Origin of the sequence: Streptomyces sp. NPDC014995 (assembly GCF_043080745.1) — a bacterium.
In the GTDB taxonomy this organism is placed as follows: domain Bacteria; phylum Actinomycetota; class Actinomycetes; order Streptomycetales; family Streptomycetaceae; genus Streptomyces.
On the sequence record NZ_JBIBVX010000014.1, the window covers coordinates 135,575 to 149,267 of the forward strand.

The following is a 13,693-nucleotide window of genomic DNA, read 5'->3' on the forward strand; positions in this document are numbered from 1 at the left end:
TCGTCGTCGAAGCGGCGGGGGGTGAATCGAGGAGCAACGCGATGGCCGGCCGGGCGTGGTGCCGACCACGGAGGGGTTACCTGTGGGTCGGCTGTGTCGGAACGATAGGCAAAGGATCAGGTGTTCGGATACAGGGGAAACCCTCGATCCGCCCTCGATCCGGCCGGAAACCCACCCTCGACGGCGCAGACCGGACGGCCAATGCCCCGGTTTGCTCCCGTGACGTCCGGTGCATGGGGGTACTGAACGCGCCGGACCGGTTGTCCGTACTGCACGAAGACCGTTCCCGCGCCGGCCGAGGAGACGTCCCCGATGCCCCGCACCACCGCACACCGCACCGCAGCCCTGGCGACCACCGCGATCACCGCCCTGGGTCCGCTCCTGCTGGGCCTGTGGGCCGCGGGACCCGCGCGGGCGCACGGCGCGCCCACGGATCCGGTCAGCCGGGTGTACGCCTGCTCCCCCGACGGCGGCGCGCCGTCCCGTTCCACGGCCTGCCGGGCCGCCGTCGCGGCCAACGGCGGCCCCTTCACCGCCTGGGACAACCTGCGCGTGGCGAACGTGAACGGCCGCGACCGGCAGACCATTGCGGACGGGCAGTTGTGCAGCGGCGGCCTGTCCTCCTACCGGGGTCTCGACCTCGCCCGCTCCGACTGGCCGTCGACCCGGCTGACGCCGGGCGGGACGCTGCGGATGACGTACGTCACGACGATCCCGCACACCGGCACGTTCAAGCTGTACCTGACGAAACAGGGCTACGACCCCTCGCAGCCGCTGACTTGGGACGATCTGCCGACGCGGCCGTTCGCCGAGGTCAGGGACCCGGCGCCGGCGAATGGCGCCTACCGCTTCACGGCGAAGCTGCCCGCGGACCGGACGGGGCGCCAGGTGCTGTACACGGTCTGGCAGAACAGCGGTACACCGGACACGTACTACTCGTGCTCCGACGTGGTGTTCCCGGAGGGGGCGTCGAAGGCGCCCTCGCCGTCGGCCTCCCGGGCCTCCGCGGCCTCCTCGGCCGCCGCGGCGCCCAAGCGGCCGTCCGGCAGCCCTTCGGTGTCGGCCGTTCCCACCCCGGCCGAGGTGGCTCCGGCGGCCGCCGCGCCCTCCTCGGCCACCGCGGTCGCACCCGCCGGTACCCCGGTGGCGTCCACCACCGGGGCCGGCTCCGGGCCGTCCGCGCCCGTGCTGGCGGGCGGCGCCGCGGCGGTGCTGGTGCTCACCGGCGGCGCCGCCCTGGTCCTGCGCCTGCGACGGCGCTGAACTCGACGGCGGTCAGTTGACGATGACGGCCGCTCCCGCGGAGGTCACCGGAGCGTACTTGGCGGTGAAGTAGGCGTTGGCGAAGCAGAGCGACGAGCCGGACACCTTGGTGAACTGCTGGTTGGCGAAGGCGATGCTGTTGTCCGTGTTGCTCGCCGTGCCGGACAGAGCGGCCCCCTCGTAGACGCAGCTGACGCTGCCCAGCAGGGTGCGCAGCACGACCGTCGTGCGGATGGTGGAGCCGGCGGGCGGCGAGACGGTGATGGTTCCGCCGGAGGAGACGGCCGCGGTGTACGGCAGGTTGTTGACCGTGATGCTGGTGACGCCGAGCACACCGACGACGTTCGAGGTGCAGTTGGTGAAGGTCTGGTCGGTGAGCGACTCGGTGGCGGTGCCGGGCGCGATGGGGTTGTCGGTGACGGTGGCCGAGAAGCTGGACGACGCACACGAGACACCACTGGTGCCGGTGGCGCTGGAGTAGAAGGTGGCGGAGGTGCCGGAGGCCAGGGACGCGGTGAGGACGTCACCGACCGCGACGTCGCCGTTGGCGGTGCCGAGGACCGCGGGGTCGGCGGCGGAGGCCGGCGTCACCGCCGTCAGCGAGAGGGCGGCGACGGTACCGGCGGTGGCGAGGAGCGAGCGGATGCGCATGCGGGTGCCTCATTTCTGAAGTGGGGGGTGTTGCGGGGGAGTTGGTGGAACGTGGGGGGAGCAGCAGGACGTGGCTCGATGTCCGCCGATGCCGGCCCGTGACGCCTTCTCCGTACGTGACGGACCGGCAGCGGAAGTGGCGTCGGACGCGGCCGGCAGGGGGAAGCGGCCGTGGCGGCGCCGTGAAGGGGTCGGACTCGGGGCGCGTGACGGCCCGTGCTGGATGCCCGGGCGGGCGTGCCCGTACTGGTGGGAGGCCCGGCCGTCGGTCGGCGACGGCCGGACGGGTCCGGGAGCGCGGAGAACTGTCGCCGCGCGGCGGATCCGGCGCCACGGATCCGGGCTGGGCCACGAGAGTTGTAGACCTGATGCTCAGTCAGCGTCAAGCGGTCGTAAGGAAGTTGGTGGACTTCGCAGATATATGCGGCGGGCGGCGGAAACCGAATGGATCACAGGCGGCACACAACGACCACCCTTTTTCCACATCTCCCTTGACCCTTGGGTGTAACCATCGGTAACTTCCGAATTGGCTACTGCCGCGTAACGAGAAAGCCCTTGCGATTTCCGGGAGTCGCGAGGAGGCGTACGCGGCAGCCGCTGTCCGCGCCAGGACAACGTGCCGCTGAAGCCCAACCCGCATGACTATGCCCCTGGGAGCAGACATGGCCTCGTCCTCGGACGTCACGTCGTCCGCCGAGAACACCCCCGAGAGCCCGGAAAGCGGTTCCGCAGACCGACGCGGCCGGGTTCGGTTGCGCCGGGCCGCCGTGATGGCGGTGCCCGCGACCTTCGTCGCCGCGGGACTCGCGGTCCTCACCGCCCAGGGAGCGCTGGGCGTGCAGTTCGCGATCTCCGGAATGCCGTTCGTGGTCACCGCCGACAAGCTCGAAGGCGATGGCTTCGCGCAGTTCGGGTCGCTGGACCACATGATCGAGAACAGCCCCAACCAGGGCGACACCGGCGGTCAGGTCCTCGTCGTCACCTCCGTGGTGAAGTCCGGCAAGCTCACCAACCTCTGCCAGAGCGTCGACCTCGGCGGTGTCCAGCTCGTGCTCACCGCGGGCGACAAGGGCACCAAGGTGGGCGTGGAGAACCTGGCCATCGACTCCGACGAGATCACGGGCAACGCCTCGTTCAACAACATCGAGATCGGCCGCGACGCCAGCACCTTCGACAAGGTCGGCACGCGGGGCCAGCCGGGCGTCTACGGCCAGCAGGCGGACAAGGTCGTCATCACCGACCTGTACCAGCACAACTACGCCGCCACCGCGGCCGTCTTCAAGCTGCCCGACCTCCACATGAGGTTCGGGGGCAAGGGTTGCCCGCAGTGAACCGCTTCCGCGCGTGGCGGGGGCAACGGCCCTTCCCGGGCGGGCTGCTGCTGGTCCTGGGCGGCGCCGAGATCCTCCTCACCATGAAGGCGCCGCTGCCGGTCATCCTGCACATCGGCATGCAGGGCCTGGCCGGCTACCTCCTGCCGACCCTGATGCTGCTGATCGGTCTGCTGATCCTGTTCAACCCGTCGCAGCGCCTCTTCTACTCGATCATCGGCGTCCTGCTCTCCCTGGGCACGTGGCTCACCTCGAACCTCGGGGGCTTCCTCGTCGGTCTGCTCCTCGGAGTCGTGGGCAGCTGCCTGACCTTCGGCTGGCTCCCCGACCAGGAGCCGCGCCGGAGCCGCCGACGGCGGCGCGAGGAGGCGCACACGGACGCGGAGCCGCTGCTGTCGAAGGCGGGGGAGCCCGCCTGAGCGCGCCCCTGGCGCGGCCGGGCCCACGGGGCCGGGACGATCCGCCGACCGCGGTCGTACCCGGCCCTGACGCCCGCCCCGCGAGGGGCCCATGCGGATCCCCCGCACCGAGGGCGGCGAGGGCGGCGAGGGTGAAGAAAATCCGCTTCGCGCTTCAACCACCCGTTCGCAGTGGGAGGTTGGACCGCATGGACATCGACACCGGGACCGCGCACTCGGCGCGGATCTACGACTACATCATCGGCGGCGAGGACCACTTCCCGGCGGACCGTGAGGCCGGGGACGCGATGTGCCGGGAGTGGCCCGCGCTGCCCGTGCACATGCGGGCCAACCGCGACTTCATGCACCGCGCGGCACGCCACCTCGCCCGGGAGGCGGGGATACGCCAGTTCCTCGACATCGGCAGCGGCATCCCCACCTCGCCCAGCCTGCACGAGACCGTCCAGGCGGAGGCCCCCGACGCCCGGGTGGTGTACGTCGACAACGACCCGCTGGTCCTCGCCCTCTCCCGGGACCGGCTGACCGGCACGCCCGAAGGCCGCACCGCCTACCTGGAGGCGGACATGCGCGACCCGGCGGGCATCCTGGCGGCCCCGGCGTTCCGTACGACGCTGGATCCGGGCCGCCCCGTCGCCCTGACCGTCATCGCGATCGTCCACTTCCTGCTCGACGAGCACGACGCCGTCGGCATCGTCCGCCGTCTCCTCGACCCGCTGCCGTCGGGCAGTCACCTGGCGATGTCCATCGGCACCGCGGACTTCGCGCCCGAGGAGGTCGGCCGGGTGGCCCGGGAGTACGCGGCCCGCGGCATGCCGATGCGGCTGCGCACCCACGCGGAGGCGGCGGAGTTCTTCACCGGCCTCGACCTCGTCGACCCGGGCATCGTCCAGGTCCACCGGTGGCGCCCCGACGGCACCGGCACCCGGGTGGTGCGGGACGAGGACATCGCCATGTACGGGGCGGTGGCGCGCAAGCCCTGACCCCGGGGCGGTGCGGATCGGTGGCCGGCACACCCGGACGGATTGACGATCATTCAATTCACCTGCGTCTTCGTCCGTTTTCCGGCCCTGTCGGCGCCGTTCCACATCACGATGCGGCGGCAGCACCTCACCCCACGTCGTTGCCACTTGACTACCAACGGTCACACACGGTTGGCTCCGAGCCAGCGATGCCTCTCGCCGGTGCACCCCCCGTCGCTCCGGCGGCACTCGCCACGTCCTCCTGCTCTGCCGCACAGCGAGGTGCAGCCTCCCGTGAACACTCCCCTCCCCGCTCCCCGTTCCCGCCGTTCCGTCGGATCCGCACGTCTCGCCGCCCCGCTGGCGGCCTGCTTCCTGCTCCTCACCGGCTGCTCCGGCGCCGCCCCGTCCGGCTCGGACGCGAAAGCGGCGGGCCGGCCGGGCGACCGGATGAGGATCACCCTGGTCACCCACGGCGGGAAGGGCGACGCCTTCTGGGAGTTGGTGCGCAGGGGCGCCGAGGCGGCGGCCGCCAAGGACGGTGTCGACCTGACCTACGCGAGCGACGCCGGCTCCGCCGGACAGGCCGAGCTGGTGCGGGAGGCGGTCCGTGACAAGGTCGACGGCATCGCCGTCACCCTGGCCAAGCCGCAGGCGATGAAGAGCCCGGTGGCCGAGGCCAGGGCGGCCGGCATACCCGTGGTCGGGCTCAACTCCGGTATCGCCGCGTGGCGTGCCACGGGAGCCCTGGAGCACTTCGGACAGGACGAGAGCGTCGCCGGCCGCGCCGTCGGCGACAGACTCGACGCCCTCGGCGCGCGGCACGCCCTGTGCGTCATCCACGAACGGGGGAACATCGCCCTGGAGGCGCGCTGCGCGGGCGTGAAGAAGACGTTCGCCGGCGAGACGGAGATGCTCTACGTCGACGGAACCGACATGGACGCGGTGACCACCGCCGTGACGGCCCGCCTCCGGCAGGAGCCCGGCATCGACGAGGTCATCACCAACGGCGCGCAGTTCGCGCTCGCCGCGGTGAAGGCGGCCGACACGACGGGCGGCAGGACCGAGGTCGCCACGTTCGACCTCAACGAGGACGTGGTCGGGGCCATCCGCGACGGCCGTGTACGGTTCGCGGTCGACCAGCAGCCGTATCTCCAGGGCTACCTCGCCGTGGACGCGCTCTGGCTGTACAGAACCAACGGCAACATCAGCGGCGGCGGGGTGGCACCCGTCCTGACGGGCCCGGCCTTCGTCACGAAGGCCAACGTCGCCGATGTCGCGCGCTTCGTCGCCGACGGAACCCGCTGACCTCCCCGATCCTCCCCGAACCCACTTCCCGCTCCCCGCTGATCGCCCTAGGACGACCATGTCTGCACGGACAGGTGCCCGGCGCCGCCGTCTCGGCTCCATACGTCTCTCCCTCATCCTCCTGGCGCTGGTGCCCGTCGTCACCCTCGCCGCCATGTGGGGTGTGACGACGATCCAGATGTTCTCGGAGGGCCTGCGGCTGCGCGCGCAGACCGAACTGAGCCGGTCGACCGGTGCCATGGGCACCGAGGCGACGCTCGCGTTGCAGCAGGAGCGCAGCCTGTCGGCCGTGTGGCTGGCCACACCCGACGGCACCCGGGCCCCGCTGGAGGAACAGCGCGAGAAGACGGACGCGGCGGTCGCCCGGCTGGTCGCCCGGGCCGACGACATCCAGCAGGCGCCCGAACGCGTCCGGGACCGGCTGTACTCGGTCATCGCCTCCGTGGGCAGCCTGGAGTACTACCGGGGCCAGGTGGACGACCCCACCGACATCACCGCGGCACAGGCGCTGGACCAGTACACCTCGATCATCGACGACCAGATCCACGCCTTCCAGGAGCTGTCCCAGGTCGACGACGGCGACCTGGCCTCGCAGGCCGGCCCGCTCGTCGCCCTGGAGCACGCCGCCGAACTGGTCTCCGAGGAGGACCTGTACCTGACGCTGGCCGGGCCCGAGCGGCACATGAACGCGAAGGAGTGGGCCACGTTCGCGGAGACGGTGCACGCGCGCCGCTGGCTCGTGCAGGACCAGATCGTCCCCTCGCTCGACGGTGACACCAAGTCGCAGACCGAGAAGATCCTCCAGAGCCCCGAATGGCAGACCCTGGAGGGCGTCGAGGACAAGGTGCTCGCGGCCCGGGCGAACCAGCGGAAGAACGGCGACGTCCGCCTCCCGGACGTGCAGGCGGAGTGGCGCGCCGCGCTCATCAAGGTCTCCGACCAGTACTCGGAGCTGATCCGGCAGCAGACGGCGGCGCTGCTCCAGCGCAGCGCGGACGAGTCGCGCGGGCTGCTGATCAAGGCCGCGTCCCTGAGCACCGGCGGCCTCGTCGCCCTGCTGCTGTGCGTCGGCATGTCCTGGCGGATCACCCGCTCGCTGCTGCGGCGGCTGAGCGGACTGCGCAGGGCCACGCTGAGCCTGGCACACGAACGGCTGCCGGACGTGGTGGCCCGGCTGGAGCGGGGAGAGACCGTCGACGTGGACGCGGCGGCCCCGCCGCTGGACTACGGCGGCGACGAACTCGGGCAGGTGGCCAAGGCGTTCAACACGGCGCAGCGCACCGCCGTGCACACCGCTGTCGAACTCGCCGACACCCGGCGCGGTTTCCAGAAGGTCATCCTGGGCATCGCCCGGCAGAGCCAGAACCTGGTCAACCTCCAGCTCAGCAAGCTCGACGCGCTGGAGCGCCGGCACCAGGACCCGGAGGTCCTCCAGGGCCTGTACGAACTGGACTCCACGGCGAGCCAGTTGCGCCGCTACGAGGAGAACCTCGTCATCATCAGCGGCGGCCGGCCCGGACGCAGCTGGTCGGAGCCGGTCGCGCTGATCGACATCCTGCGCAGCGCCATCGGCGAGGTCGCCGAGTACCGGCGGGTGGAGGTGCACACCGAGGAGGAGGTGTCCATCGCCCCGCCGGCCGTGGCGGACGTGATCCATCTGCTGGCCGAGCTCATCGACAACGCGACCTCCTACTCGCCGGCGCCGAGCCCGGTCGGGGTGCGGGCCTCGCTGGTGGCCAAGGGCCTGGTGATCGAGGTCGAGGACCGCGGCCTCGGGATGTCCGAGGAGGACTACGCCTCGTTCAACGCCCAGTTGGCGGTGCACCCGCAGTTCGACGTGGTGGCGCTCGCCGACGACCTGCGGCTGGGCATGTTCGTGATCGCCCGGCTGGCCACCCGGCACGGCATCGGCGTGACCCTGCGCTCCTCGCCGTACGGCGGGACCGTCGCGATCGTGCTGGTGCCGCACGACATCGTGGTCCGCGAGGTCCCTGGCTCCGACGCCCCGGAGGCCGGGGTCCCCCGCGCGCCGGGGACCACCGGATCCGCCGCGCCGGAGCCCCCGCCGGCACGCGCCACGTCCGGCCCGGCACCCGACTCGCCGGCCGGGCGGGACCGTACGGCCGACCCGGCGCGGGACTCGGTCGTCCCCGACGGCACGTCGGGCCGGGCGGACGACTCGGCCGACCCGGACAGCGGTACGCCCGGACGGTCCCACGGCTCGGCCGCCCCGGACGCCCGTGGGCCGGACCGGGCACCCGACCCGGATGCCCGTGCGGGCGGTACGCCGGATCCGGCGGCCGGTACGCCGGTCGCGGCACGCACCACCTCACCGGCCGCCGCGGACGGCGCGTCGACGCCCGCCGATACGCCGCCGCCCGCGGACACGGCGTGCTCCGCCGCGGACACGGCGTCCTCCCCCGCGGCCGGTGCGTCCGCCTCCGGGCCGGACGAGCCGGCCGGTGCGGGTGTCCGGGCGCGCGGGGTGACGGCGGCGGCCCGGACGGCGGCGGCCGCCCGCCCCGACGGCCTCGCCCCGCTGCCCCGCCGGGTCCCGCAGACCAGCCTCGCCACCGAGCTGCGCGAGGACCCCGGGTCCGCCGGGGAGGACGGTTTCCCCGACGACGACTTCACCGCGGAGCGCGCGGCCTCCTCCCTCGCCGGTTTCCAGCGCGGCACATTGCGGGCCCGCGACGACGCCGACGTGCCGCCGTCCGGCCCCGAGGAGACCGCCGCCGCGCCGGTCACCGCCGCGGACGCCCCCCAGACCCCGACCCCTCCCGCCGACCGCTCATGAAGGACACCGCCATGACACACTCCGCCCCCGCCACGAACACCCAGCTCGACCAGTTGCTCACCGGTCTCGTGGACCGGGTCGCCGACGTCCACCAGGCCGTCGTGCTCTCCGAGGACGGGCTGGTGGTCAGCAAGTCCACCGGGTTCCCGCGCGAGGACGCCGAACGGCTGGCGGCGACCGCGTCCGGCCTGATGAGCCTCAGCAAGGGCGTCAGCATGGACTTCCGCGGCGGCCCGGTGCGCCAGGCGCTCATCGAGATGGCCCACAGCTACCTGATCCTCACCTCGGCCGGCCCGGGGGCCCATCTCGTCGTGCTGGCCGCCTCGAAGGCGGACGTCGGCGTGGTGGCGTACCAGATGAACATGCTGGTGAAGAAGATCGGCGAGCACCTCAGCGCGGCGCCGCGGACCGGTGTGGGTCCCGCCGTGCGCACCCACGGCGGGTGAGGTGAGCGGAGGCGACGAAGCGGGCCGGCTCGTCCGGCCCTTCACGCTCACCGGTGGGCGGACCAGACCCAGCCGCGCCGACTTCGCGCTCATCACGACGGTGACCGCGGTGGACCCGCCGCCCGAGCGGGCCGTACGGCCGCAGCCGGAGCACGTCCGGATCCTGCGGCTGTGCGCCCGGCCGGTCGCCGTGGCGGAGGTCGCGGCCCGTCTGGACCTGCCGGTGAGCGTTGTCGTCATCATGCTCTGCGATCTGCTGGAGGCGGGCCTGATCACGGCCCGGCCGCCGCATCCCGTCGCCGGTAACCCGGACCTGGAGCTGCTGCAGAAAGTGAGGGACGGCCTTGGCCGCATCTGATGCCACCGCCGCGACGGTCGCGGCACCCGACACGGTGAAGATCCTCGTCGCCGGCGGCTTCGGCGTCGGCAAGACCACCCTGGTCGGGTCGGTCAGTGAGATCGCGCCGCTGCGCACGGAGGAGCCGCTGACCGTCGCCGGGCTGGGCGTCGACGACCTGAGGGGCATCGAGGAGAAGCGGTCCACCACCGTGGCCCTCGACTTCGGACGCATCACCATCGGCGACGACCTGGTGCTGTACCTCTTCGGCACCCCGGGCCAGCAGCGGTTCTGGTTCATGTGGAACGACCTGGCCGTCGGCGCCCTCGGGGCGGTGGTGCTGGTCGACGTGCGCAGGCCGGAGTCCAGCTTCGCCGCGATCGACTTCTTCGAGCGCCGGGGCATCCCCTTCGTGGTCGCGGTCAACGGCTTCCACGGGGAGCACCCTTATCCGGCGGAGGAGATCAGGGAGTCGCTGGCGCTGCCGGCGGACGTTCCCGTGCTGCTGTGCGACGCGCGGGAGCGGGAGTCGTGCCGGGACGTACTGGTCGCGCTGATCGACCGGCTGATCGCGCAGGTCGCCCCCTGAGACACCGTCAGCGCGCTCCCGCGGCGCGCAGCACGGCGGCCGTCCGCGGGTGCGGTCCCGCGATCGCCCACTCCAGCGGCGTCCACCCGGTGCCGTGGTCCTCGCGGAGGCCGGGGTCGGCGCCGTGGGCGAGGAGGGTGCGGACCGTCTCGGTGTGGCCCCAGCAGGCGGCGGCGCACAGGGGTGTGCCCTCCGAACCGGGCCCGGCGCTCTCGGCGTCGGGCGGGGCACCGGCCGCGAGCAGCCGCCGCGCGATCCCGGCGGCTCCCTGGACCGAGGCCACGTACAGGGGTGTGGTGCCGTCACCGTCCCCCGCCGCCGGGTCGGCCCCGGCCCGCAGCAGCGCGTCGACCCGGGCGCCGTCCTCGAGCAGCGCCGCCTCGACGAGACGCCTCGTCAGTTTCTTCCGCCGTCGTCTGTTCACGGTCGGACAGTAGCCCCGTTCGCCGGCGGGACCGCCGGATTTCTTCATGGGCCGTACACAGTCGGACGGCGGGAAACCGCCAAGCGTGTCCCAGTGATTGACCTGTTCCCCTCACGCCCCTACCTTCTGACCGATTCACCGAACCTCGTTCGAGATCGCGAACATCGCATCCCGCACCCCCGTGGAGAGCGCATGACCCCGACCCCCTCCCGCCGCCTGTTCCTCGGCGCGGCCGCCGCCGTCCCCCTGTCGCTGACTCTCGGCACCCCGTCCGCCCACGCGGCCGACTCGGCGTACGTGATGGGCTACTTCACCGAGTCGACCAACCTGGGCGCGGGCACCGACTACGGCCTCCACCTGGCCGTCAGCACGGACGGACTGCGCTGGACGCCGCTGAACCAGAACAACCCGGTCGTCACGCCCACCGAAGGCGCCGGCGGCCTGCGCGACCCGTTCATCCTGCGCAAGCAGGACGGCACGTTCGTGGTGCTCGCCACCGACCTCAAGGGCACCGACTGGAACTACAACAGCCAGTACATCCACGTCTGGAACTCCGCCGACCTGCGCACCTTCACCGGCTACCACCGGCTCAAGCTGCACGACATGACCACCCACAGCTGGGCGCCGGAGGCGTTCTGGGACGCGGGCCGCGGCCAGTACGGCATCCTCTACTCGTCGGTCAACGCCAGCGGCCACAACGTGATCATGGTGAACTACACCACCGACTTCGTCACCGCCTCCGCTCCGCAGGTCTTCTTCGACCCCGGCTACGACGTGATCGACGGCAACCTGACGGTGGGCGTCAACGGGGTCAACTACCTCTACTTCAAGAGGGACCAGACCCTGGTCGGCGCGAGATCCACCAGCCTCGCCCCGGGCAGTTTCACCCCCTTCAGCACCCCGGTCGCGCACGGCGGCACCGAGGCGCCGACGGTGGTGAAGTCCCTGACCGGCAACCAGTGGTACCTCTGGGGAGACACCTACACCCCCAACGGCGTCTTCTACGCCTGGCAGAGCACCGACCTCGCGGCCGGCACCTGGACGGCGCTCGACCAGCGCCTCTACACCCAGCCGCTCAACTCCAAGCACTGCGGCATCCAGCCGATCACCTCGACCGTGTACGACAACCTCGTCGCGAAGTGGGGCCTCCCGACCTGGAACCGGCTCAAGTCGTACAACTACCCGGCCCGTTACGTCCGCCACGCCGACTACGTCGGCCGCATCGACACCTACCCCGTCGACCCGTACACCGACTCCCAGTGGAGGCTGGTGCCGGGCCTCGCGGACAGCTCGGGGGTGTCCTTCCAGTCGGTGAACTACCCGACCCGCTACCTGCGCCACTACAGCTACCAGCTCCGGCTGGACGTCAACGACGGCACGTCGACGTTCGCGGCGGACGCGACCTTCTACCGTACGGCGGGGCTGGCGGACGCGAGCTGGTCGTCGTTCCGGTCGTACAACAACCCGACCCGCTACATCCGGCACTCGAACTACGTCCTGCGCATCGACCCCGTCTCCACGGCCACCGAGCGGCAGGACGCCACGTTCCACGTCGGCTACTGAGCCGGGTTTCCCCTCACAGCTCCATGAGGGCGGGCAGCGGTCCGGCGGCCGCCGTCACGTCCCCCGTCAGCGGGCGGTCGTCGATGCCGCCAAGGGGGGCGGACTCCGCCACGGTGAGGGCGGGGACCGGCGGCGGTACGGGGTGCGGGCACAAGGCCCGTACGGCGGTGACGCGTTCGCGGGCCAGGACGGTGGCGTAGGCGTCCGCCGCGCGCAGGGTCCGGCGGGCGGGCGCCCGCGCCGTCGGCGTGGCCGCGCACGAGCCGCGGACCGGGCCCGGCCTCGTGGCGGGGGAATCCGCTTGCGGGTGAGGCGGCCGCGGATCTCCGGGCCCTGCTCGGCCTCGGCGTCGAGGGTCACCGCGCGGTGGGCGCCGACGCCGGTGCCGCGGCCGTGGAGCCGGCCGGCGGTGGCCGGCCGCCGGGGGGTGCGTCAGGAGCCCGCGGCCCGCTCGCGTGCCTCGGGGGCCACGGCGGGCACCGCCACACCGTCGGCGGGCGCGATCAGCTCGCCGACGGTACGGGTGGAGCCGTCCGGGACGACCCGGGTGGCCTCCGGGGCGGGAGGAGTCCGCGCGGCCCGGGTGCGGTCGTGTCCACCCTGCGAACGTCAGTCCAGGCCGACCGACTTCAGCCACGCCTTGGCGACGTCCAGCGGGTCCTTGCTCTCCAGCTGCACCTGGTAGTCCAGGTCCAGCAGCGTCTTCGTGTCGAGCTTGGCGGAGACCGCGTTGAGCGCGGCGACGCCCTCCTCCGAGAGCCCGCTCTTGTACACCAGCGGGGTCACGTTCGCGAAGCCGAAGAGGTTCTCCGGGTCCTGGAGGACGACGAACTTCTCCTTGGTGATGGTCGGGTCCGTGGTGAAGATGTCCGCGGCCTGCACGGTGTTCTTCTTCAGCGCGGCCTGGGTCAGCGGGCCGCCGGCGTCCAGGGCCTTGAAGGACTTGAACTTCAGGCCGTAGACCTCCTCCAGGCCGACCATGCCCTGCCGGCGGGTCTGGAACTCGGGTGAGCCGCCGAGGACCAGCTCCGGGGCGATGTCCTTGAGGTCGGCGAGGGTGGACCCGGCCGTGAGGTCGTACTTCTTCGCGGTCTCCTGGTTGACGGTGACGGAGTCCTTGTCCTCGGCGGGCGAGGACTCCAGCAGCGTCAGCTTGGAGTCGAGCTTGGCCTTCGCCGCGGCGTTGACCGTCTCGAGGGACTTCTGCTCGGCCTTCGGGTCGAGGTAGGCCAGCAGCGAGCCGTTGTACTCCGGCAGGACGGTGATGGAACCGTTCTTGAGCAGGCCGTAGGTGGTCTCGCGGCTGCCGATGTTGGGCTTGTAGGACACCTTGATGCCCTTGGCCTTGAGGGCCTCGCCGTAGATGTCGGCGAGCAGGATGCTCTCGGCGAAGTTGTTGGAGCCGACGACGACGGTGTTGCCGTCCGCCTTGTCGCCGGCGAGCGGATCGGACGCGTTGTCGGAGGAGGAACATCCCGCCAGCAGAACCGTCGTCGCGGCGAGCGCGACGGCCGCCGCACCGGGGTGGTTCCTGAGGGACCTGCTGCTGTGGGCGTTGGAAGTCACGGTTCCCGTTCCGGGCTCTGGAGGTCGATGAGGAAGGAGA

General features: G+C 72.0%; 14 protein-coding genes. 10 read left to right on the plus strand and 4 right to left on the minus strand.

All coding sequences use genetic code 11. The features are described 5' to 3' along the window. Positions 1-312 precede the first annotated feature (312 nt). Positions 313-1,263 carry a lytic polysaccharide monooxygenase gene (locus tag ACF1A1_RS27225; protein ID WP_392003526.1) on the plus strand — a complete coding sequence of 317 codons (951 nt, stop codon included), beginning with the start codon at positions 313-315 and terminating at the stop codon, positions 1,261-1,263. A gap of 12 nt (positions 1,264-1,275) precedes the next feature. Here ACF1A1_RS27225 and ACF1A1_RS27230 read toward each other — a convergent pair whose 3' ends face one another. Then, the gene (locus ACF1A1_RS27230; protein WP_392003527.1) at positions 1,276-1,914 is read right to left on the minus strand and encodes a Tat pathway signal sequence domain protein; all 639 of its coding nucleotides are present in this window, start codon (positions 1,912-1,914) and stop codon (positions 1,276-1,278) included. Positions 1,915-2,576: 662 nt separating this feature from the next. On the opposite strand from ACF1A1_RS27230, the gene ACF1A1_RS27235 reads away from it, so the two are divergent. The 8 genes from ACF1A1_RS27235 to ACF1A1_RS27270 all read left to right on the plus strand — a co-directional run bounded on the left by ACF1A1_RS27235 (position 2,577) and on the right by ACF1A1_RS27270 (position 10,100). After that, positions 2,577-3,245 carry a DUF6230 family protein gene (locus ACF1A1_RS27235; protein WP_392003528.1) on the plus strand — a complete coding sequence of 223 codons (669 nt, stop codon included), beginning with the start codon at positions 2,577-2,579 and terminating at the stop codon, positions 3,243-3,245. Next, positions 3,242-3,664, plus strand: coding sequence for a DUF6114 domain-containing protein (locus ACF1A1_RS27240; RefSeq protein ID WP_392003529.1), 423 nt, complete (start codon positions 3,242-3,244; stop codon positions 3,662-3,664). The genes ACF1A1_RS27235 and ACF1A1_RS27240 overlap by 4 nt, the downstream gene beginning before the upstream one ends. A gap of 188 nt (positions 3,665-3,852) precedes the next feature. Next, positions 3,853-4,644: an SAM-dependent methyltransferase gene (locus ACF1A1_RS27245; RefSeq protein ID WP_392003530.1), complete on the plus strand. Its 792-nt coding sequence runs from the start codon at positions 3,853-3,855 to the stop codon at positions 4,642-4,644. 273 nt (positions 4,645-4,917) lie between these two features. Beyond that, positions 4,918-5,931: a substrate-binding domain-containing protein gene (locus ACF1A1_RS27250; RefSeq protein WP_392003531.1), complete on the plus strand. Its 1,014-nt coding sequence runs from the start codon at positions 4,918-4,920 to the stop codon at positions 5,929-5,931. 58 nt (positions 5,932-5,989) lie between these two features. Next, entirely contained in the window at positions 5,990-8,728 is a 2,739-nt protein-coding gene (locus ACF1A1_RS27255) for a nitrate- and nitrite sensing domain-containing protein (protein ID WP_392003533.1), read from the plus strand. Positions 8,729-8,739: 11 nt separating this feature from the next. Beyond that, a complete protein-coding gene (locus tag ACF1A1_RS27260; protein ID WP_392003534.1) occupies positions 8,740-9,174 on the plus strand; it encodes a roadblock/LC7 domain-containing protein in 435 nt (144 codons plus the stop codon). A 1-nt stretch (position 9,175) separates the two neighbouring features. After that, complete coding sequence (locus tag ACF1A1_RS27265; protein ID WP_392003535.1) at positions 9,176-9,532, plus strand: DUF742 domain-containing protein; 357 nt, start codon at positions 9,176-9,178, stop codon at positions 9,530-9,532. Further along, entirely contained in the window at positions 9,519-10,100 is a 582-nt protein-coding gene (locus ACF1A1_RS27270) for an ATP/GTP-binding protein (RefSeq protein ID WP_392003536.1), read from the plus strand. Before ACF1A1_RS27265 ends, ACF1A1_RS27270 begins: the two co-directional genes overlap by 14 nt. 7 nt (positions 10,101-10,107) lie before the next feature. On the opposite strand, the gene ACF1A1_RS27275 is transcribed toward ACF1A1_RS27270, so the two are convergent. Then, a complete protein-coding gene (locus tag ACF1A1_RS27275; RefSeq protein WP_392003538.1) occupies positions 10,108-10,524 on the minus strand; it encodes an ankyrin repeat domain-containing protein in 417 nt (138 codons plus the stop codon). 192 nt (positions 10,525-10,716) lie between these two features. On the opposite strand from ACF1A1_RS27275, the gene ACF1A1_RS27280 reads away from it, so the two are divergent. Next, complete coding sequence (locus tag ACF1A1_RS27280) at positions 10,717-12,087, plus strand: glycoside hydrolase family 43 protein (RefSeq protein WP_392003539.1); 1,371 nt, start codon at positions 10,717-10,719, stop codon at positions 12,085-12,087. 13 nt (positions 12,088-12,100) lie between these two features. Here the strand turns inward: ACF1A1_RS27280 and ACF1A1_RS27285 are convergent, their stop codons facing one another. Then, complete coding sequence (locus tag ACF1A1_RS27285) at positions 12,101-12,241, minus strand: hypothetical protein (RefSeq protein WP_392003540.1); 141 nt, start codon at positions 12,239-12,241, stop codon at positions 12,101-12,103. 455 nt (positions 12,242-12,696) lie between these two features. Next, a complete protein-coding gene (locus ACF1A1_RS27290) occupies positions 12,697-13,653 on the minus strand; it encodes an ABC transporter substrate-binding protein (RefSeq protein ID WP_392003541.1) in 957 nt (318 codons plus the stop codon). Positions 13,654-13,693: the final 40 nt, after the last annotated feature.

Coding starts and splice junctions, on each gene's coding strand:
- ACF1A1_RS27245 (WP_392003530.1), top strand. CDS start 3,853: ATGGACATCGACACCGGGACCGCGCACTCGGCGCGGATCTACGACTAC.
- ACF1A1_RS27260 (WP_392003534.1), top strand. CDS start 8,740: ATGACACACTCCGCCCCCGCCACGAACACCCAGCTCGACCAGTTGCTC.
- ACF1A1_RS27225 (WP_392003526.1), top strand. CDS start 313: ATGCCCCGCACCACCGCACACCGCACCGCAGCCCTGGCGACCACCGCG.
- ACF1A1_RS27230 (WP_392003527.1), bottom strand. CDS start 1,914: ATGCGCATCCGCTCGCTCCTCGCCACCGCCGGTACCGTCGCCGCCCTC.
- ACF1A1_RS27255 (WP_392003533.1), top strand. CDS start 5,990: ATGTCTGCACGGACAGGTGCCCGGCGCCGCCGTCTCGGCTCCATACGT.
- ACF1A1_RS27235 (WP_392003528.1), top strand. CDS start 2,577: ATGGCCTCGTCCTCGGACGTCACGTCGTCCGCCGAGAACACCCCCGAG.
- ACF1A1_RS27280 (WP_392003539.1), top strand. CDS start 10,717: ATGACCCCGACCCCCTCCCGCCGCCTGTTCCTCGGCGCGGCCGCCGCC.